Here is an 18,299-nt window from a genome sequence, read left to right on the forward strand (position 1 = left end):
CCCGCCGCCACGGCAGGAGCCGCCGTGATGACGGGAACCGCTGCCACGACGCGAGCCGCTGCGACGACGGGGGCGCTGTCGCGGCGGTGAGAGCGAACAGAGCGAGTCCACGGGAAGGCGTCATCGCTTTTCCTTTCGTCCCCCGGAATGTCTTCGTCACCGGAATGGACGTGTCAGGAAAACGAAAAGTTGCGTTGCGGGTGAACGACACGCCATCGAGAAACCGAAACGGTGGATTTGTTCCGGTGCTTTTCCGGTGTCCTTCCGGCGTTCTTTCGGGGCCGCAGAAGGTTCTCCCGGACCGGTGGGACGCTTTCCCGGCCCGGGAAACAAAAAGGGAGCGGTCAGCGCAGGGTGTGGGCCCGTTCGAGGACCTCGGCCGGGGCCTTGGCCACAGAACCGGTGTCGAAGGGCGGCTGCGGGTCGTACTCGGTGTAGAGCTGGATCGCCTGGGCGGTCACTTCGTCGGAGAGCAGGGCGGCCAGCCGTACGGCCATGTCGATGCCGGAGGAGACCCCGGCTGAGGTGATCACCCGGCCCTGCCTGACCACCCGTTCGGAGGTGTAGGTCGCGCCGTACGACTCCAGGGCGGCGGTCGCGGCCCAGTGGGTGGTGGCGGTCAGGCCGTCGAGCAGGCCCGCCGCGCCGAGCACCAGGGCGCCGGTGCAGACAGAGGTGGTGAAGCGGGTCCCGGCGTGGATCCGGCGCACCCAGTCGAGGAAGGCGGCGTCGGCCACCATGGCCTGGAAGCTTCCCCCGCCCGGAACCAGCAGGACGTCGCAGCGCTCGACCTCGGCGTATCCGGTCGGGACGTGCACCGGGAGGGACCCCAGCACGTCCCGCACCAGCCCGGGTTCCGCCGTGACGAACCGCACGGTCGCGCCGGGCACGTAAGCGAGGATTTCATACGGTCCAATCGCGTCGAGCGGCTCGAAGCCGTCGAAAAGCGGGATCACGATGTCCATGCGCCGCAGCATAGCCATCACCCGCTCGGGGATTTCCCCGGGGCCGGGTGGCGCAGCCGTAAAAAATCGTTTTTTCGCGGTACGGCGGGAAAGAGAGCGCGGGCCGGGCCGGAATCCAAGCGCGGTATGACAGGGCCGGAGTGTCAACTTTCGTTAGCGGAAACGTCCACTTTCTCGGGCAGACCGGGTGGGGTGGCGTCCCTAGCGTGGGGCGGCATGATCACACGATGGATGTCCGGCGCCACGGTCGCGCTGACGATCGCCACAGCACTCCCGGCCTCGACGGCACTTCCCACGGCGGCCTCGACGGGGCTTCCTGCGGTGGGCTCGGCGGCGCTTTCGGAGACGCTCCCAACGGCGGCCTCGGCGCGCGGGGCCGCTCTTGGATGGCGGCCCTGCCCCGGTGAGAAGAGCGAACTGGAGTGCGCCGACCTCGCGGTCCCCCTCGACTGGGACGAACCCGACGGACGCAAGATCACACTACGGCTCGGTCGCCTGCCCGCGACCGGCACCGCCGAGGGTTCGGTCCTCATCGCGTACGGCGGGCCAGGCGGCCCCGGCATCGCCACGACCCAGGCCCACGCGGAGATCTGGGCGAACCTGCGCACCCGCATGAACGTCGTCACCTGGGACACCCGGGGGTACGGCGAGCAGTTCGGCGGCCGGAGCGACGGCCTGCCGTGCGTCTGGACCCGCGTTCCCTACCCGGAGTTCCCGGCCGACGACGCCGACTTCGGCAGGCTCTCCGACACCAACCGTGGATACGCCCAGGCCTGCCGCCACGGCGACCCGGAGTTCTTCGCCCACATGAGCTCGGCCGACCACGCCCGTGACATGGAGGCGATCAGGCAGGCCCTCGGCGAGGAGGGACTCAACTTCTACGGCGCCTCCTACGCCGGGCTGTACGCCCAGGCCTACGCCCGCCTCTTCCCCGCCCGGGTACGCACGATGGTGCTCGACGGCACCGTGAACCACAGCGAAGCCGACTGGCTGAAGGAGGTCGGCGAGTCCGCCCGCGACAACCAGGCGGCGATGCGGCGCTTCTTCGACTGGTGCGACGACGAGGACACCTGCCCCCTGGGTGACGCGGCCCGCGACTGGCGCAGACTGCTCGCGAAGGCGGAGCGCGCGCCGATCGCGGCCCGCCGGGTCGAGGCGTCCTACGGCGCCCAGGACCTGCGGAGCTTCGCGCTCGGCCTCGCCAGGGCGGGGGAGGAGCAGTGGCCCGCGCTCGGCAGGGCCGTCCAGGACGCCCTCAGGGGTGACGCCTCGGGTTTCGCCCCGCCGCGGGGCGCCCGCTATCCGGACCTCACGACCCCCGTCACCGAATGTCTCGACTGGCCACGCTTCCGCGACCGCGCGGAGACGGCGGCGGCGCTGACCAGGCTGCGCCGGATCGCACCGGACACCGGGGCCGCCTTCACCCTGGCGGCGGGGGCGCTGGCCTGCGTCGGCTGGCCGGTGGAAACGACCAACCCGCCGAAGCCCCTGCCGAGTGGCCTGCCGCCGCTGCTGGGCGCGGGCGCGTGGGTGGAGTCCGCCATGACCGCCCGGGTCGTACGGCAGGTGCCGGGCAGCGTCACCATCCGCCACGAGGGACCGGGACACACGCTCTACCCCTTCAACGACTGCGCCCGCGACCACATCGACCGCTACCTCACAGACCGCAGGACGCCCCCGCGGAACACGGTCTGCTGACCTCCTTTCACGGTCCGTTCGCCGGAACCGGGGAGGCACGGAAGGCGAGCACCGCCGCCACGAGCAGCAACACCCCGCACACGGCCTGCTCCACGACCATCCAGGCCGGCAGCGCCAGGAACAGCACGACCCCGCCCAGGGCGACGAGGATCACGACGAGCACGATCCGCAGGCGCAGGAGCGCCCGGCCACCACCCTGCTGGGCGCGACGGGCGAACACGAAGGTGAGGACCGACGTCGCCGCCACGATGACACCGCGCACCCACGCCTGCGGCGTGACGAGGGACGGGGCCACGGAGGAGAGGACGGCGATCGCCGCGACGGTCAGCACGCTCAACACGGCGTAGGCGACGACCAGGAACTTGGCCGTGCGCAGCGGGGAGACAGGCATGGTCATTCCTCCGAATCGGCGGTGGGAGCGGCCGGAACCGGCCTGACAGACCGCAGGAAGAGCGCGACGATCTCGCTGATGTGGTGATCGAGGTCCAACTCGGGACGCGCGAGAAAGTAGAACGCCGCCCCGTCGATGACGGTGCGGATCGACAGGGCGGTGACCTCGGCGTCGAACACGGCGAACTCGCCACTGGCCTGGCCGGACTCCAGCAGCCGCCGAAGCGGGGCGGCGGCGTCCTCGACCTGGACGACCTGGACGGCGCCGGAGTTCTCGATGATCCGCTGGGTCGCTCCGACGTGCGCGGGATTGAGCGTGATGAAGCGCAGGTTGGTCTCGATGTAGGTGCGGAGCTTCTCGGTAGGGGTCTTCGCGGCCCGCAGTCGCTCCGCCATGAACGCCGCTCCGTCCTCGAACAGCGTCGTGACGACCGCCTGGTAGAGCTCCTCCTTCGAGGCGAAGTGATACAGCGCGGTGCCCTTGCTGGTCCCCGCCTCCCGCGCGATCCGCTCCAACGAGGCGGCCGGGTAACCGTCCTGGCTGATCACCCGGACGGCGGCGGCGATCAGATCTTCCCGCCGAGCCCGCCGCGTACGAGAAGGACTCCCCGATTCTTTCGACCTCATGGTCCAAAGTTAGACCGAACGGTCGAAAAAACCAACACGGGTCGGGAAGGAGATCCGAGACGTACTGTCGGCGGGAGCGGTGCGGCCCCACCGGTTCCTTCGAGCTAGAGGACGGCCAGCTGGCCGTACAGGACCTCCTCCGACAGGGCGCCGCCGTTGAGCGCGGGCTTGCCGTCGAAGCGGAACACCGGAACGGCGGTGACGTCACGAGCCCAGGACACGGGGACCGTCTCGTCCCATCGCACACCGAGTTCGGCCGCCAGCGCGCGCAGGACGCCGAGGTCGCCGATGTGGGCTCCGTCCACGAAGTGGGTCTGGAACAGCCGAGCGGTCACGACCTCGGCCAGGCCCTGGTCGGCGGCCATGGCGATCAGGTGGTGGGCGTGGCGGGTGTCGGCCGTCACCGCCTTGGCGAAGGCCAGCGGGATGCCCTCGGCCGCGGCCAGGGCGTTGACCCGGGCCACCCCGCTCTCACCGAATCGGTCCAGGCTCTGGTCGAGCTTGGACCGGCCGCCCACGGCCCCCGGCTCCACCTGCCAGGAACGGATCGTCAGATCGACGTGCCCGCCCTCCGCGCGGAAGCGGGCGGCGGCTCGCCGGTACCGGGTGAAGGCCAGGTAGGACCAGATGCAGATGACGTCGAGGGTGATGTCCACCCGTGCCGTGTTCTTCATGGTGTTCAGCCTTGTCGCTGCCCTGACCTGCGACAACGACGGCTTTCGCAACGATCGCTAACCTGTGGGTTATGGAACGGCGTGACATCGAGATCTTCCTGACCCTGGCCGAGGAACTGCACTTCGCCCGTACGGCCGAGCGGCTGGGCGTCAGCGGTGCCCGGGTGAGTCAGACGATCAAGCAGCTGGAGCGCCGGTTCGGCGTCGCGCTGTTCCAGCGGACCAGCCGTCAGGTGGCGCTCACACCGGTCGGCAACGCGCTGCGAGAGGACGTGCAGGCCGGATACCAACGCATTCAGGAGGGCATCGCCAAGGCGGTCGCCGCCGGGCGTGGCTTCACCGGCACCCTGCGGGTGGGCTTCTCCAGCCCCCTGGTCGGAGAGGCCATCATGGCCGCCGGAGAGACGTTCCGCGCCCGCCATCCGGACTGCGAGGTGCGCATCCGCGAGGTGCACCTGTCGGAGGCGTTCCGCGCGCTGCGCGACGACGAACTCGACCTGCAGATCACCGAGCTGCCCGTCCAGGAGAACGACCTGTCCAGCGGGCCCGCGCTGCTGCGCGACCCCCGCATGCTGGCCGTCTCCGCCAGGCACCCCTTCGCCCGCCGCGACAGCGTCACCGTGGAGGACCTCGCCAGGGACACCGTGCTCGTGCCCGCCGACGCCCCCGCCTACCTGCTGGACACGCTCATCCCGCCGCAGACCCCCGGCGGGCGTCCGATCCAGCGCGAGAAGGTGCTGACCTCACGGCAGGAACTGCTGACGCTGGTCAGCGGCGGTGCGGGAATGGCCGTCGTGGGCGGCCAGGCCACGCGGTACCACGCCCGGCCCGACATCGTCTACGTGCCCATCGTCGGCATGCCGCCGATCGAGTACGGGCCCGTCTGGCCGGTCGGCGGCCAGACCAGCAGGGTGCGGTCCTTCCTCGCACTCCTCCTGGCCGAACTCGATCGCCAATCGTTTCTCCTGGCCGGGCTCGATCGATAACCCAGGGGTTAGCGACCGTTTCGGATCTCGTCGTTGTCGCAGGTCGGCGCGGTGCCAAGGATGGAGTCATGACAACGACGAAGCAGAACCCCATCCCCGAGGAGTACAGGGGCGGCGTCCCCTACCTCAACGTGCACGACGCCAAGGCGGCGATCGCCTTCTACAAGGAGGCCTTCGACGCCGACGTGCGCATCGAGATCCCCCGCCAGGGCGACAAGGTCGCCCACGCCGAGTTCCGGATCGGCGACGCGGTCTTCATGCTGCGCGACGAGTACCCCGAATACCGCTTCCGCAGCCCGAAGACGATCGGTGGCACCCCGATCAACCTGATGGTCTTCGTGACGGACGTCGAGACGTTCGCCGAACGGGCCGTCGCCGCGGGCGCACGCGTCATCCGGCCGGTGGAGATGCAGTTCCACGGCGACCTGCAGGTCGAACTGGAGGACCCCTTCGGCCACTCCTGGTTCTTCACCAGCCGGGTCGCGCACATGGACGAGACGGAGTTGAAGGAGACCGCGTCAGCGGTGAACCTCTGAACGGGCCGAGTACGGCGCGCAACAGGGGGTGGGACCGCGAAGGCCATAGCGCAGGGGGCACCAGAGCGACGGCGGCGGGTCGGGAACCATCCCCGCATGCGCCGGGAGCACATCAGCATTTCATCGTCGAAGCGGTAGATGCCGGGACCATCCCCGCATGCGCGGGGAGCACCACCTTGAGCGTGCCATCGAGGCGGACGAGGAGGGACCATCCCCGCGTGCGCGGGGAGCACCCGGGGGGCAGGTCTTCTTCGGCGGCGGCGGCGGGACCATCCCCGCGTGCGCGGGGAGCACCCTCGGCGACCTGCGGGTTTGTCGGCGGTGAGGGCTGAAAATCATTACTTTCGTTGAGTTAGACATTTCGGGCATGTTGTTTGGCGGGTGTGGAGGGCTCTGAAGGCAAGGGTGGCGGCGTGGCTTTCTGGTGGGTGGGTTTCTCGTCTTGGGGCGTGCTTGTGGATCAGGGGGTTTTGTGTTGTGTCGCACGTTAGCCTGTGGTCGGCGCTGTCTCAGTGAACTTGATGGTGTGTCCGGTATGTCCAAGTCGATGAAAGTGATGAATTTCGGCTCTCTGCGCTGGTAAACCCGCAGGTCGGCGAGGTGCTCCCCGCGCACGCGGGGATGGTCCCATCAACGCTGACAAATGGAAGTCCGTGGACCGGTGCTCCCCGCGCACGCGGGGATTTTCTAGGGTGAAGTCCTTTAGTGGGATATATAGGACGCAAATGGAAGGAATTCATACTCAATAGGATGATCTTTCCTCCCTGAATATCAGGGGCAGGGGAAATTCGAAATTTTCGAGACACGTTCGGCGGGTGTGTGCTTAATTAACTCCCGTGTCGAACACAAGGTCGAACAAGCCCTTCACTCAGGGGCTTTCTGAGGCCGGCCGTAAGGTGTGGGCCAAGCACGATCACGATGCCAACGGGTGGCTTCCGTTGTGGCGGCACATGGCGGACAGCGGTGCGGTCGCCGGGTTGTTGTGGGATCACTGGCTTCCCGCGCAGGTTCGCAGGTTGATCGCCGAGGCGCTTCCCGAGGGGGAGGCCGACGCGCGCAGGCTGGCGGTCTGGATGGCCACCACCCATGACATCGGCAAGGCCACCCCGGCCTTCGCCTGCCAGGTCGAGTCGCTGGGCGACAAGATGCGCGAGGCCGGGCTGGAGATGCCCGTGCGTGAGCGGCTGACCGACCGTCGTCTCGCTCCGCACGGCCTGGCCGGGCTGGTGCTGCTCCAGGAGTGGCTGATCGAGCGGTACGGCTGGGCGAAGACGACGACCCTGCCGTTCGGGATCGTCGCGGGTGGGCACCACGGCGTCCCGCCCACCAGCTTGGACGTCAAGAACCTGAACGATCGTCCCGAGCTGTTGCGTACCCCGAGCTGCGCGAACCGGTGGCAGGACGTGCAATGGGAGCTCCTCGACCGGTGCGCGCGGGCGTGTGAGGTCGAGGGCCGGCTCACGGCGTGGCGGGAGGTCAAACTCACCCAGCCCGCGCAGGTGCTGCTGACCGGCCTGGTCATCGTGGCCGACTGGATCGCCAGTAACTCCGACCTGTTCCCCTATTTCCCCGATGCGGCCAACCAGAGCGACGAGGAGCGGGTCAGGGCGGCGTGGCGTGGGCTGGATCTTCCCGAGCCGTGGCGGGCGACGGAACCCATGGGGGAGGCGGCCGATCTTTTCGCCTCCCGGTTCGAGTTCCCCGCCGGGGCGAAGATTCGCCCTGTTCAGGAGCAGGCCGTACGGCTCGCCCGGGAGATGGACGTGCCCGGTCTGATGGTGATCGAGGCCCCGATGGGAGAGGGGAAGACCGAGGCCGCGCTGGCGGTCGCCGAGATCTTCGCGGCCAGGTCGGGCGCGGGTGGCTGCTTCGTCGCGCTGCCGACCATGGCGACGGGCAGCGCCATGTTTCCCCGGCTGTTGAAGTGGCTGCGCAGGCTTCCCGGCGAGCGGCGTTCGGTGCTGCTGGCGCACTCCAAGGCGGCGCTGAACGAGGACTACGCCGACCTGATGCGGGCCGGTAAACGGGGGATGCGTGCGATCGACCAGGACGGCGAGCGGCGGCGTGGGGAACGTTCCACCGTTCTGGTCGCGCACCGGTGGATGCGGGGCGCGAAGAAGGGGATGCTCGCGTCGTTCGTCACCGGGACGATCGACCAGCTGCTCTTCATGGGGCTGAAGAGCCGTCACCTCGCGCTGCGTCACCTGGCCCTGGCGGGCAAGGTCGTGGTGATCGACGAGGCCCACGCGTACGACGCCTACATGAACTCCTACCTCGACCGAGTGCTGACGTGGCTGGGCACCTACCGGGTGCCGGTCGTCGTGCTGTCGGCGACGCTCCCGGCCGCGCGGCGGCGTGAGCTGGCCGAGGCGTATGCCGGGGCGGCGAAGGGCAGCGAGAGCTTCGCGAAGCTGGAGGTCGCGGAGGGCTACCCGCTGCTGACGACGGTCCAGCCGGGAGGCGAGCCCGCGTGCGAGCCCGTCGCGGCGTCGGGCCGGGAGACCGAGGTTCTGCTCGAACGGCTGGACGACGATCTCGACGAACTGCGTGAGCGGCTCGCGAAGGAGCTGGCCCAGGGCGGCTGCGCGCTGGTGGTGCGCAACACCGTTGACCGGGTGCTGGAGACGGCCGGCTGCCTGCGGGAGGAGTTCGGCGCGGAGAACGTCACCGTGGCGCACGCCCGGTTCGTCGACCTGGACCGGGCCGCCAAGGACGCCGGCCTGCTGGACCGTTTTGGCCCTCCTGAGCGCAGCGAGGGGCGCAGGCCCGTCGGCAGGCCGCACATCGTGGTCGCCAGCCAGGTCGCCGAGCAGTCCCTCGACATCGACTTCGACCTGCTGGTGTCCGACCTGTGCCCGATGGACCTGTTGTTGCAGCGTATGGGCCGCCTGCACCGGCATGCGCGTGACGACCGTCCCGAGCCGTTGCGTACGGCCCGCTGCCTGGTGGCCGGTGCCGACTGGACGGCGACGCCGATCGATCCGGTGAAGGGCTCCCGAGCCGTCTACGGGTCGTACGCGCTGCTGCGGTCGGCCGCCGTGCTTGAGCCGTACCTCACCGGGACGGCCCCGACGGGCCACGCCGTACGGCTGCCGCAGGACATCAGTCCGCTCGTACAGCGGGCCTACGGGCCGGAGCAGGTCGGCCCGGACGGCTGGCAGGAGGCCCTGGCCCGTGCCCGCGAGGAGCATGATCTGCACCGGGGCAAACAGCACGACAAGGCGCAGGGCTTCCAGCTCGCGGCGGTGGCCAGGGCGGGGCGGTCGCTGCTCGGCTGGATCGAGGCGGGAGTCGGCGACGCGGACGACAGCCCCAGGGGCCGGGCGCAGGTCAGGGACGGCCGCGACTCCGTGGAGGTGCTGGTGGTCCAGCGCCAGGCGGACGGCTCCCTGGTCACGCCGCCGTGGCTGGACAAAGACCGGGGAGGGCTCGAACTCCCGGTGGACACGGCACCCGAGCCGGGCCTCGCCCGCGTCGTCGCCTCGTGTGGCCTGCGGCTGCCGCATCACTTCTCGTATCCCGGGGTGATCGACCAGGCGATCGAGGAGCTTGAGGCCGGTTACATCCCGGCCTGGCAGTCGAAGGAGAGCCCCTGGCTGGCCGGGGAGTTGCTGCTTGTGCTCGACGAGGAGGGCCGGGCCCGGCTGGCGGGCTACGACCTGCACTACACCCCCGACGACGGCTTGAAGGTGACCCGTGCCGAGTGATCTGTCCTTCGACCTGACCCGTGAGCGGTGGCTGCCCGTACGGCGCCGCGACGGCAGCGCGGATGAGCTTTCCCTGCGGGACGTCTTCGTGCAGGCCGCTGATCTGAGGCGGATCGTGGGAGACGTGCCGACGCAGGAGTTCGCGCTGCTGCGGCTGCTGCTGGCGATCCTGCACGACGCGATCGACGGGCCGAAGGAGATCGAAGACTGGCAGGAGTTGTGGGACGACGGCCTGCCCGTCGATCGGATCACGAAATATCTGGACGAGCACCGCGACAGGTTCGACCTTCTCCACCCGGAGCGGCCGTTCTTCCAGACGGCCGGGTTGAGCGCCGTGTCCGGGGAGGTCAGCGCGCTGGACCGGTTGGTCGCCGATGTTCCCAACGGCAGGCCCTTCTTCACCATGCGGGCCAGGGGCGTCGATCGGCTCGGCTTCGCTGAGGCCGCCCGATGGCTGGTGCACGCCCACGCCTTCGACACCTCCGGCATCAAGACCGGCGTCAAGGGCGACGACCGGGTCAAGGGCGGCAAGACCTACCCCCAGGGGGTCGCCTGGGCGGGCACCCTCGGTGGCGTCCTGGCCGAGGAGGACAGCCTCGCCGAGACGCTGCTGCTCAACCTGGTCGCCTTCGACACCCCCGGTCTGCGGATCGACGCCCATGACGACCTGCCCGCCTGGCGGCGTGGTCCGTCGAAGCCGGGTCAGCTCAAACCCCTGGAGCTGAGCACCCGTCCCAACGGGCCGCGCGACCTGTACACCTGGCAGTCCAGGCGGGTCAGGCTCGCCTTCGACGCCGGCGGCGTGCACGGTGTCGTCCTGACCTACGGTGATCCGCTCACCCCGCACAACAAACACACCCGTGAGCCGATGACGGGCTGGCGGCGCAGCCCGGCGCAGGAGAAGAAGCTGGGCCTGGCTCAGGTGTATCTCCCGCGCGAGCACGACCCCAGCCGCAGCGCGTGGCGAGGGCTCGGGGCACTGATCGCCGGTCGGGCCGAGGGAGGCGAGCAGCGGGGCGAGGCGGCGGCCATCGTCCGGCCGCGCGTCCTCGACTGGGTCGCCCGCCTCACCGTCGAGGGCGACCTGCCCGCCGACCTGTTGATCCGCGCCCGGCTGTTCGGCGTGGTGTACGGCACGCAGCAGTCCGTCATCGACGAGATCGTGGACGACGCCGTGGAGATGCGGCTCGTCCTGCTGAGACAGGACGACCGGCGGCTCGGTCAGACGGCGATCGACGCGGTGGCCGACGCGGAGCGGGCCGTGACCCTGCTGGGCGACCTGGCCGCCGACCTCGCCAGGGCGGCCGGTGCTGACATGGAGGCTCCCAAGGCCACGGCCAGGAACCTCGGTTTCGCCACCCTCGACGGAGTGTTCCGCGACTGGCTCGCCACGCTCGGTTCAGAGGACACTCCCGCGGATCCCCGCGCGGCCTGGCAGGACGAGGCGCACCGGTGTGTCAGGAACCTGGGCGAGGACCTGGTCAAACAGGCGGGGGAGGACGCCTGGCAGGGGCGCGTCGAGACGTGGAACGGCAAGCAGGTCTGGTTGAACACCTCACGGGCCGACCTGGTGTTTCGCACCCGGCTGCGCAAGGCGTTGCCCGGCACGGGCCGTCCGGCCGGTGGTTCCCCAGACGACGAAACCGGCGATTCCCCGGATGGCGGCGAGTCGCCGGATACGGAGGCATGAGCATGACCACCCCAACCATCCGGCAGCCCGTGGCGAAACGGGTAAGTGAGGCCGTCGGTGCGCGTGTCGGCGCCCTGCAGCGGGGCTACCTCAACGACGAGAGCTGGGCCGTCGCGGCTCTGGCCCAGCTCAGAGGTGGCGCGGGCAAACTCCCCGAAGAGGCGCACGACCTGGTCGGACTGACCGGTGCCGAAGGACTCTACGACGAGGGAGGGCTCTCCGAGACCGAGGAGATCAGGGCGGAGGCCGCGCTCTTCCTGGCCGTCACCCTCTACGCGTTGCACCAACAATCACGTTCGACGGAGGGCATGCACCGGCGCGGGACCGAGCTGGGCGCCGCCGTACGGCGGTTGATGCCGCCCGGTGACCTCGACGAGCCGGTCCTGAAGCACTTCAGGCGTGTCGGAGCCGCCGAGACCCGCGCGGCGCTGGCCGAGCGGCTACGCCAGATCGTCTCGCTGCTGCGCAGGGAGTCGATCCCGCTCGACTACGCCCTGCTGGCCGAGCAGCTCTACCTGGCCCAGACCCCGGAGGGGATGCGTCAGGTCCGTGCCAGGTGGGGGCGCAGCTTCCACGCATACCGTTCCACCGACTCCGGCGACGCCGGTTCCACCGACAAGGACCCCCGATGACCCGCACCATCCTCGACTTCCACGTGCTGCAGACCGTTCCGCCGAGCTGTCTGAACCGCGACGACACCGGAACCCCCAAGACCGCCGTCTACGGCGGGGTGCGCCGTGCCCGGGTCTCCAGCCAGGCGTGGAAGCGCGCGACCCGACGTGAGTTCCACGAGCTGCTCGACCCCTCCGAGCTGGGAGTCCGTACCCGCAGGATCGCCGAGCTGCTGGCCGTACGGATCGGGCGGATCGACGGGACGATCGCGGAGGCGGAGGCGTGGAACCTGGCCGCGCAGACGGTCCAGCTCGCCACCGGCAGCAAGGTCGAGACCCCCAAGCGCAGGGCCAAGGAGGGGCAGGAGGCCGCGGTCGCGCCCGAGGCGAAGTACCTGCTGTTCCTCAGCGCGCACCAGCTCGACGGGCTGGCCGAGATCGCGGCCAAGGGGCACGGGGCGGGCAAGGACTACTTCAAGGACAAGACCACCAAGGAGCTGGCCAGGCAGCTCGCGGGCGGCAGGCACTCGGTGGACATCGCGTTGTTCGGCCGTATGGTCGCCGACGGCGCCGAGATCAACGTCGATGCTGCGGCGCAGGTCGCGCACGCCATCAGCGTGCACCGGGCGGACAACGAGTCCGACTACTACACGGCCGTGGACGACTACAAGGAGCGGGAGGACGACGACGCGGGCGCGGGCATGATCGGCACCGTGGAGTTCAACTCCGCCACCCTCTACCGCTACGCCGCCGTGGACGTCGACCTGCTGCGCCGCAACCTCGGGGAGGGTCTGCGGGAGGACGAGCGGACCACCGAGCCCGTACGGCGGGCCGTCGAGGCGTTCACCCGGTGCTTCCTGACCTCGATGCCCACCGGGAAGATCAACACCTTCGCCAACCACACGCTGCCGGACGCGGTGCTGGTCAAGGTCCGTTCCACCAGGCCGGTCAGCTTCGCCGGAGCCTTCGAGGAGCCGTGCCGTACGGAACCGGAGACCGGTGGATATGTCCGGCACGCGGCACGGGCGCTGGCGTCCTACGTCCCTGAGGTCGAGAAGGCGTACGGCGTCGCAGGCGGTGACCCCGCGTGGTTGCTACGGATCGGGAGCAGCACCGAGGCGCTGTCCGGCCTCGCCACGGAGGTGTCCCTCGACGAACTGGTGAAGGCGGTCGGCGCCGAGGTCGTCCGGCGACAGGGTGGGGCATGAGCGTCCTGTTGATGCAGCTGGCCGGTCCTCTGCAGTCATGGGGAGCGTCCTCGCGCTTCGCGCGCCGTACGACCGAGGCGGCTCCGACCAAGAGCGGCGTCATCGGACTGCTCGCGGCGGCGGAGGGGCGGCTGCGGACCGACGACATCGACGACCTGGCCGCGTTGCGCTTCGGGGTGCGGGTCGACCAGCGTGGCACGCTCCTGCGTGACTTCCACACCGCACACCACTTCGCGGGCGGCGAGGCCATGCCGGTCTCCGAGCGGTTCTACCTGGCCGACGCGGTCTTCGTCGCCGGGGTCGAGGGGGAGGGCGAGACGGTCGAGGGGCTGTACCGGGCGTTGCGGGAACCGGTCTTCCCGCTCTATCTCGGTCGCCGCTCCTGCCCGCCGTCCCGGCCGGTGGAGCTGGGGGTTCGTCACGACCTCACCTTGGAGGAGGCGCTACGGGCGGAGGAGTGGCGGGCCGCGCGGTGGTACCAACGGCGGCAGCGCGACACCGTCAACCTGGAGATCCTCGTCGAGGGGCCGGGGGAGGACACCCTGCGTGACCAGCCGCTCAGCTTCGACCCACTGCACCGCCGATACGCCCTGCGCGGCGTCCGGCACCTGCCACCGGTGCGGATGCAGGTGCCCGGCGCCGTCGTACGGCCCGGCCACGATCCGATGTCCGCGCTGGAGAGCGTCTGATGTATCTGACCAGGTTCCGTCTCAACACCGCCAGGATCGGTGCCCGCAAACTGCTGGCGTCACCGCAGCGGCTGCACGCCGCGGTGATGTCCTCCTTCGCGAGGGTTCCACAGGTCGGCGAAGGTCCGAGGGTGCTGTGGCGACTCGATCGCGGCGGGGCGGCCGAGACCTTCCTCTACATCGCCAGTCCCGGCGAACCCGACCTCACCCATCTGGTCGAGCAGGCGGGCTGGCCCCAGACAGGCCGGTGGGACACCCGTGACTACGAGTCCTTCCTGGCCCGGCTTGCCAAGGGTGACCAGTGGGCCTTCCGGCTCACCGCCAACCCCGTCCACAGCATCCGCCGCTCCTCGGAGGAACCGACCAAGGTCACCGCGCACGTCGGCCGACGCCACCAGTCGGGCTGGCTGCTGACCCACCAGGAGAAGGCGGGGTTCAGAGTGATCGAGACGTCGCAGGAACGGCGTCTCCTGCCGGAGGACGAGCAGTACGCGCTGACGCCGAAGGGCGACCGGTACGAACTGGTCGTCCACGAACAGCGACAGCTCTCCTTCACCAAGGCCGGGCAGCGGAAACCGGTGACGCTGACCACTGTCACGTTCGACGGGCGCCTTGAGGTGACCGACCCGGACGCGCTCCGCCGTACTCTGACCCACGGCCTCGGCCGGGCCAAGGCGTACGGCTGCGGCCTGATGACGCTGGCGGTGGTGTGACGTGACCACGGTCGGCAGACGCGGCGCTTCCTCGCCGCGTGAACTCACCCGGATGGGCGACCGGCTGTCGTTCGTCTACCTCGAACGATGCGTTCTGCACCGTGAGGACAACGCCCTCACCGCGGAGGACGCCGAGGGCGTCACCCACATCCCGTCCGCGACGATCGGGACGCTCCTGCTCGGCCCCGGGGTACGCGTCACGCACCAGGCGATGAGCGTGCTGGGCGACAGCGGCGCGGGTGTCGCGTGGGTCGGGGAGCAGGGAGTGCGCTTCTACGCGGGCGGCCGATCGCTGAACCGCTCCTCCAACCTGGTCGAGGCGCAGACGGCCAGGTGGGCCAACCGCCGTACTCGACTCGACGTCGCCCGCGAGATGTACCGCATGCGCTTCCCGAAGGAGGACCCGGCCGGTCTCACCCGGCAGGAGCTCCTCGGCAGGGAAGGACGCAGGGTCAAGGACTGTTACCGCAGGGAGTCCGGCCGGACCGGGGTCTCCTGGAACGGCCGGGTCTACGTCCCCGGAGACTTCGACTCCGGCGACCCCATCAACCGCGCCGTCACCGCCGCCGCCCAGTGCATGTACGGCATCGCCCAGACCGCCGTCTCCGCCCTCGGCTGTGCCCCGGGGCTCGGCTTCGTCCACTCGGGGCACGAGTTGGCGTTCGTGCTGGACATCGCCGACCTCTACAAGACGGAGATCGCCATTCCCGTCGCGTTCGATGTGGTGGCCGAGAGCGAGGAGGACATCGGCCCCCGTACCCGGCGGGCGATCCGGGACGAGGTCAACAGACTCGGCCTGCTGCGGCGCTGCGTGAACGACATCAAACACCTCGTACTGCTGGGCGAGGCGCAGGAGGTCCCCGTCGAGGACGACATGGACCAGGTGATGCTCCAGAGTGACGACGGGGTCGAGGTGGAGGCAGGCTACAACCACGATGACGGAGTGCCCTGGTGACCGTCATCGTGCTCACCCGTTGTCCCGCCGGCCTTCGGGGATTCCTGACCCGCTGGCTGATGGAGATCTCCCCGGGTGTCTTCATCGGGAGACCCTCGACCAGGGTTCGGGAGGCGCTGTGGGCCGAGGTGGCGCAGTACGTGGACACCGGCCGTGCTCCCCGCGCACGCGGGGATGGTCCCGAGCAGGGCTTCGCCTTCGCGACGTACGACCACAAGTGGCACCCGATCGATTACGAGGGACTCGTCCTGATCCGCCGCCCCAAGGAACGACCCGCGATCACCTCGGCCACCACGGAGGCCCCGAAGGGCTGGAGCAAGGCCTCCAAACGTCGTCGCTATGGACGGTGACGGTGGTTGTCGATCGGGGTCTGGGGATGTCTGAAATGTCCGACTCAACGAAAGTAATAAAAATCCGTCCCGCCCCGCCATGAACCCGCAGGTCACCGAGGGTGCTCCCCGCGCACGCGGGGATGGTCCCACGGCGTTCGCGAATGTCGGCACATGGCTGCTGTGCTCCCCGCGCACGCGGGGATGGTCCCCACGGTAGGTTCGCGCTCAGCGATTCCGACGGGCGCTCCCCGCGCATGCAGGGATGGTTCCCTGGCCCTCTGCCCGAGCAGGGACGCCTCGGAGCGAAGCGCCTTGGGAAAAGGGTCCTGGGGAAAGGCTTTCCGGGAAGGGGACGGTCACTTCGTGTGCAGGAGTGAGCGGAGTTCCGCGGTGTCGATGATGTGGGCCACCCTCGGGAAGACGCCGGTCATCAGGGTCCGGTGAACCTGTGGGTCCGGGTCGGCGACGCAGTCGGAGAGGATGTGGAGCCGGTAGTCGCGGTCGGCGGCGTCGGTGACGGTGGACAGCACGACGCCGCCGGTGGTGACGCCCGCGATGACCAGGGTGGTGACTCCGCGATCCCGCAGCCGCCGGTCCAGGTCCGTCGTGGACAGCGCGCCGAAGCGGGTCTTGCGGACGACGATGTCGCCGGGCTCGGGAGCGAGCCGGGGGTGGATGTCCGTCGCGGCGTCCGCGTGGTGCATGAGGCGTTGCCGTCCGAGGAAGGAGAAGGGTTTGTTGGCCGGCGGGATCGCCGCCCAGTCGGCCTCGGTGAACCCGACCCGCACGTAGGCGACGGCGGCGCCGTACGCCCGCATGTCGGCGATGGCGTCGGCCGTCCGTGACAGCAGCGGCTGGGGGTCGGGGAGCGCGTCCAGGATTCCCCGCTGGTAGTCCATGACGAGCAGCGCGGTGGTCCTGGGGTCCAGCGTCGGGGTCGTGTCGGTCATCTTCTCTCCTGGGCGGGGGCTTCGACGGGCGTTTCGGTGGACGCTTGGGCGGGGGCTTCGGGGGGCGATCCGGCGGGGCCTTCGACGGGCGTTCGGGTGGGGGCTGCGGCAGGTGTTTCTGTGGGCGTTTCGGTGAGCGACGGGAGCGGTTCGGTGCGGGGTGCCGCGGGGCGTCGGGGAAGGAACAGGGGGGTCACCAGCAGGAGCGCGCCGGCCAGGCCGATGGCCGTGCGCGGGCCGAGCAGGCTGCCGAGTACGCCCCAGATCGCCGTCAGGAGCGCCGTCGAGGCCTTGGTCGTCACCGCCCAGGCGGACAGCGTGCGGGTGATCCGGTCATTCGCGGTGCGTTCGAGGCGGTAGGTGGCGTAGACGGGGTTGAAGACCCCGCAGCAGAGGATGAGCCCGAGTTCGACGCCCATCACCAGCAGCAGTCCTCCGGTGCCCGGCCCGAGGAGGACGAGCCCGACGGGCCAGAGCGCGCGTAGTGTCCCGGCCACCACCAGGACGCGGTGCTGCCCGAACCGGGTGACGAGGGGCCGGGCCAGTCGCGAGCCGACCAGCCCGCCGATCGCGGGTACGGCGAAGGCGAGGCCGTACTGCCACGGGGTGAACCCGAGCTGGCCGAGCATCAGGACGGCCAGCAGCGCGTCGGCGGCCATCACCAGGCCGTTGAACAGGGCGGTGTTGAGGAACAGCGGCCGCAGCGCCGGGTCGGCGAGGATGTACCGCCAGCCGTCGAGCAGGTCCCCGGCCCGTGAGACCTCCCGGCGTCCGGGCCGTGGCTCCCGACCGTCCGTCGTACGGTCACCCGAAGCGGAGGGGCGGTCGTCTGGGGTGTCAAGGCGGCGGTCCATGGTGGAGGAACGACTGCTCAGGAAGGACAGGCGGCTCGGGGTTGAGAGGTGGATGCCCAGGGCTGAGAGGAGGTAGCTGATCGCGTCGGCCAGTACCGTCGCCACCGGGCCGAGGAGGCCGATCGCGGCACCGCCGAGCGGGGGGCCGACGATCGTGGTCGTCCAGGTCGTGGACTCGAACCGGGCGTTGGCGACGAGCAGGTCCTCGGCGGGCAGCAGCGTCTTCAGGTAGGCACCGGAGGCGGCGCGGAAGGTGATGTCGGCCGCCGCGACGACGACCGAGACCAGCAGGAGCTGGACGAAGGTGAGCACGCCGAGCACGAACGCGGCGGGGATCGTCAGCAGCGCCGCGAACCGCGCCAGGTCCATCCCGATCAGCACCGGCCGTTTGCGGCGGAACTCGACCCATGGGCCGAGCGGCACCGCCACGGCCGCGCCGACCGCCGCCCCCACGGAGGACAGCGCCGCGACCTCGGCGGGTCCGGCGTGCAACACCTGGACGGCGATCAGCGGGAACGCGCCGAAGGCGAGCCAGGTGCCGAGCGCGCTGGTGCCGTACGCCCCCCAGAGCCATCCGAACGACCGTCCCAGCCGGTGTCTGTCTCTCAAGGCCATCCGAACCGCCGCCCGTCTCTCAGGTCGCCGTCGCACAACCGTTCGGCGATCGGGAGTATCAAAGCGAGAGTCACACCCTGCGATCAAACAACCGGAAGG

Annotated in this window: 17 protein-coding genes; 11 read left to right on the plus strand and 6 right to left on the minus strand. The window is 69.9% G+C overall.

Annotation, left to right across the window (positions count from 1 at the left end; genetic code table 11):
- Positions 1 to 344: 344 nt before the first annotated feature.
- A complete protein-coding gene (locus ACFOYY_RS24300) occupies positions 345 to 965 on the minus strand; it encodes a DJ-1/PfpI family protein (RefSeq protein WP_352015497.1) in 621 nt (206 codons plus the stop codon).
- Positions 966 to 1,181: 216 nt separating this feature from the next.
- Here ACFOYY_RS24300 and ACFOYY_RS24305 point away from each other — a divergent pair, with 216 nt between their 5' ends.
- Positions 1,182 to 2,663: an alpha/beta fold hydrolase gene (locus ACFOYY_RS24305; RefSeq protein WP_386192310.1), complete on the plus strand. Its 1,482-nt coding sequence runs from the start codon at positions 1,182 to 1,184 to the stop codon at positions 2,661 to 2,663.
- Positions 2,664 to 2,670: 7 nt separating this feature from the next.
- Here ACFOYY_RS24305 and ACFOYY_RS24310 read toward each other — a convergent pair whose 3' ends face one another.
- From ACFOYY_RS24310 to ACFOYY_RS24320, 3 genes are all read right to left on the minus strand, one after another.
- Complete coding sequence (locus tag ACFOYY_RS24310; RefSeq protein WP_352015495.1) at positions 2,671 to 3,054, minus strand: hypothetical protein; 384 nt, start codon at positions 3,052 to 3,054, stop codon at positions 2,671 to 2,673.
- 2 nt (positions 3,055 to 3,056) lie between these two features.
- Positions 3,057 to 3,680 (minus strand): TetR/AcrR family transcriptional regulator, encoded by a 624-nt coding sequence (locus ACFOYY_RS24315; RefSeq protein WP_386192313.1) that lies wholly within the window; start codon positions 3,678 to 3,680, stop codon positions 3,057 to 3,059.
- Between the two features lie 104 nt (positions 3,681 to 3,784).
- The gene (locus tag ACFOYY_RS24320; RefSeq protein WP_386192316.1) at positions 3,785 to 4,354 is read right to left on the minus strand and encodes a DsbA family oxidoreductase; all 570 of its coding nucleotides are present in this window, start codon (positions 4,352 to 4,354) and stop codon (positions 3,785 to 3,787) included.
- Positions 4,355 to 4,425: 71 nt separating this feature from the next.
- On the opposite strand from ACFOYY_RS24320, the gene ACFOYY_RS24325 reads away from it, so the two are divergent.
- The 10 genes from ACFOYY_RS24325 (at position 4,426) to cas2e (ending at position 15,799) form a co-directional block, all read left to right on the plus strand.
- The gene (locus ACFOYY_RS24325; RefSeq protein ID WP_386192319.1) at positions 4,426 to 5,340 is read left to right on the plus strand and encodes a LysR family transcriptional regulator; all 915 of its coding nucleotides are present in this window, start codon (positions 4,426 to 4,428) and stop codon (positions 5,338 to 5,340) included.
- Positions 5,341 to 5,408: 68 nt separating this feature from the next.
- Positions 5,409 to 5,876: a VOC family protein gene (locus ACFOYY_RS24330; protein WP_362782800.1), complete on the plus strand. Its 468-nt coding sequence runs from the start codon at positions 5,409 to 5,411 to the stop codon at positions 5,874 to 5,876.
- A gap of 896 nt (positions 5,877 to 6,772) precedes the next feature.
- Positions 6,773 to 9,583: a CRISPR-associated helicase Cas3' gene (gene cas3, locus ACFOYY_RS24335; RefSeq protein ID WP_449343623.1), complete on the plus strand. Its 2,811-nt coding sequence runs from the start codon at positions 6,773 to 6,775 to the stop codon at positions 9,581 to 9,583.
- Positions 9,573 to 11,273: a type I-E CRISPR-associated protein Cse1/CasA gene (casA, locus tag ACFOYY_RS24340; protein WP_386192325.1), complete on the plus strand. Its 1,701-nt coding sequence runs from the start codon at positions 9,573 to 9,575 to the stop codon at positions 11,271 to 11,273. The genes cas3 and casA overlap by 11 nt, the downstream gene beginning before the upstream one ends.
- Positions 11,274 to 11,275: 2 nt before the next feature.
- Complete coding sequence (gene casB, locus ACFOYY_RS24345; protein ID WP_386192328.1) at positions 11,276 to 11,905, plus strand: type I-E CRISPR-associated protein Cse2/CasB; 630 nt, start codon at positions 11,276 to 11,278, stop codon at positions 11,903 to 11,905.
- Complete coding sequence (gene cas7e, locus ACFOYY_RS24350) at positions 11,902 to 13,092, plus strand: type I-E CRISPR-associated protein Cas7/Cse4/CasC (protein WP_386192330.1); 1,191 nt, start codon at positions 11,902 to 11,904, stop codon at positions 13,090 to 13,092. Before casB ends, cas7e begins: the two co-directional genes overlap by 4 nt.
- A complete protein-coding gene (cas5e, locus tag ACFOYY_RS24355; RefSeq protein ID WP_386192333.1) occupies positions 13,089 to 13,781 on the plus strand; it encodes a type I-E CRISPR-associated protein Cas5/CasD in 693 nt (230 codons plus the stop codon). Before cas7e ends, cas5e begins: the two co-directional genes overlap by 4 nt.
- Positions 13,781 to 14,494 carry a type I-E CRISPR-associated protein Cas6/Cse3/CasE gene (gene cas6e, locus ACFOYY_RS24360; protein WP_386192336.1) on the plus strand — a complete coding sequence of 238 codons (714 nt, stop codon included), beginning with the start codon at positions 13,781 to 13,783 and terminating at the stop codon, positions 14,492 to 14,494. Before cas5e ends, cas6e begins: the two co-directional genes overlap by 1 nt.
- A gap of 1 nt (position 14,495) precedes the next feature.
- The gene (gene cas1e, locus ACFOYY_RS24365) at positions 14,496 to 15,449 is read left to right on the plus strand and encodes a type I-E CRISPR-associated endonuclease Cas1e (RefSeq protein ID WP_386192339.1); all 954 of its coding nucleotides are present in this window, start codon (positions 14,496 to 14,498) and stop codon (positions 15,447 to 15,449) included.
- Positions 15,446 to 15,799, plus strand: a complete 354-nt coding sequence (cas2e, locus tag ACFOYY_RS24370) for a type I-E CRISPR-associated endoribonuclease Cas2e (RefSeq protein WP_362782825.1) — start codon at positions 15,446 to 15,448, stop codon at positions 15,797 to 15,799. The genes cas1e and cas2e overlap by 4 nt, the downstream gene beginning before the upstream one ends.
- A 338-nt stretch (positions 15,800 to 16,137) precedes the next feature.
- Here the strand turns inward: cas2e and ACFOYY_RS24375 are convergent, their stop codons facing one another.
- Both ACFOYY_RS24375 and ACFOYY_RS24380 read right to left on the minus strand, forming a co-directional pair.
- Positions 16,138 to 16,731: a cysteine hydrolase family protein gene (locus ACFOYY_RS24375; protein ID WP_386192342.1), complete on the minus strand. Its 594-nt coding sequence runs from the start codon at positions 16,729 to 16,731 to the stop codon at positions 16,138 to 16,140.
- The gene (locus ACFOYY_RS24380; RefSeq protein WP_386192345.1) at positions 16,728 to 18,194 is read right to left on the minus strand and encodes an MFS transporter; all 1,467 of its coding nucleotides are present in this window, start codon (positions 18,192 to 18,194) and stop codon (positions 16,728 to 16,730) included. Before ACFOYY_RS24380 ends, ACFOYY_RS24375 begins: the two co-directional genes overlap by 4 nt.
- Positions 18,195 to 18,299: the final 105 nt, after the last annotated feature.

The sequence above is a fragment of the Streptosporangium jomthongense genome (assembly GCF_042650425.1).
Lineage (GTDB): Bacteria > Actinomycetota > Actinomycetes > Streptosporangiales > Streptosporangiaceae > Streptosporangium.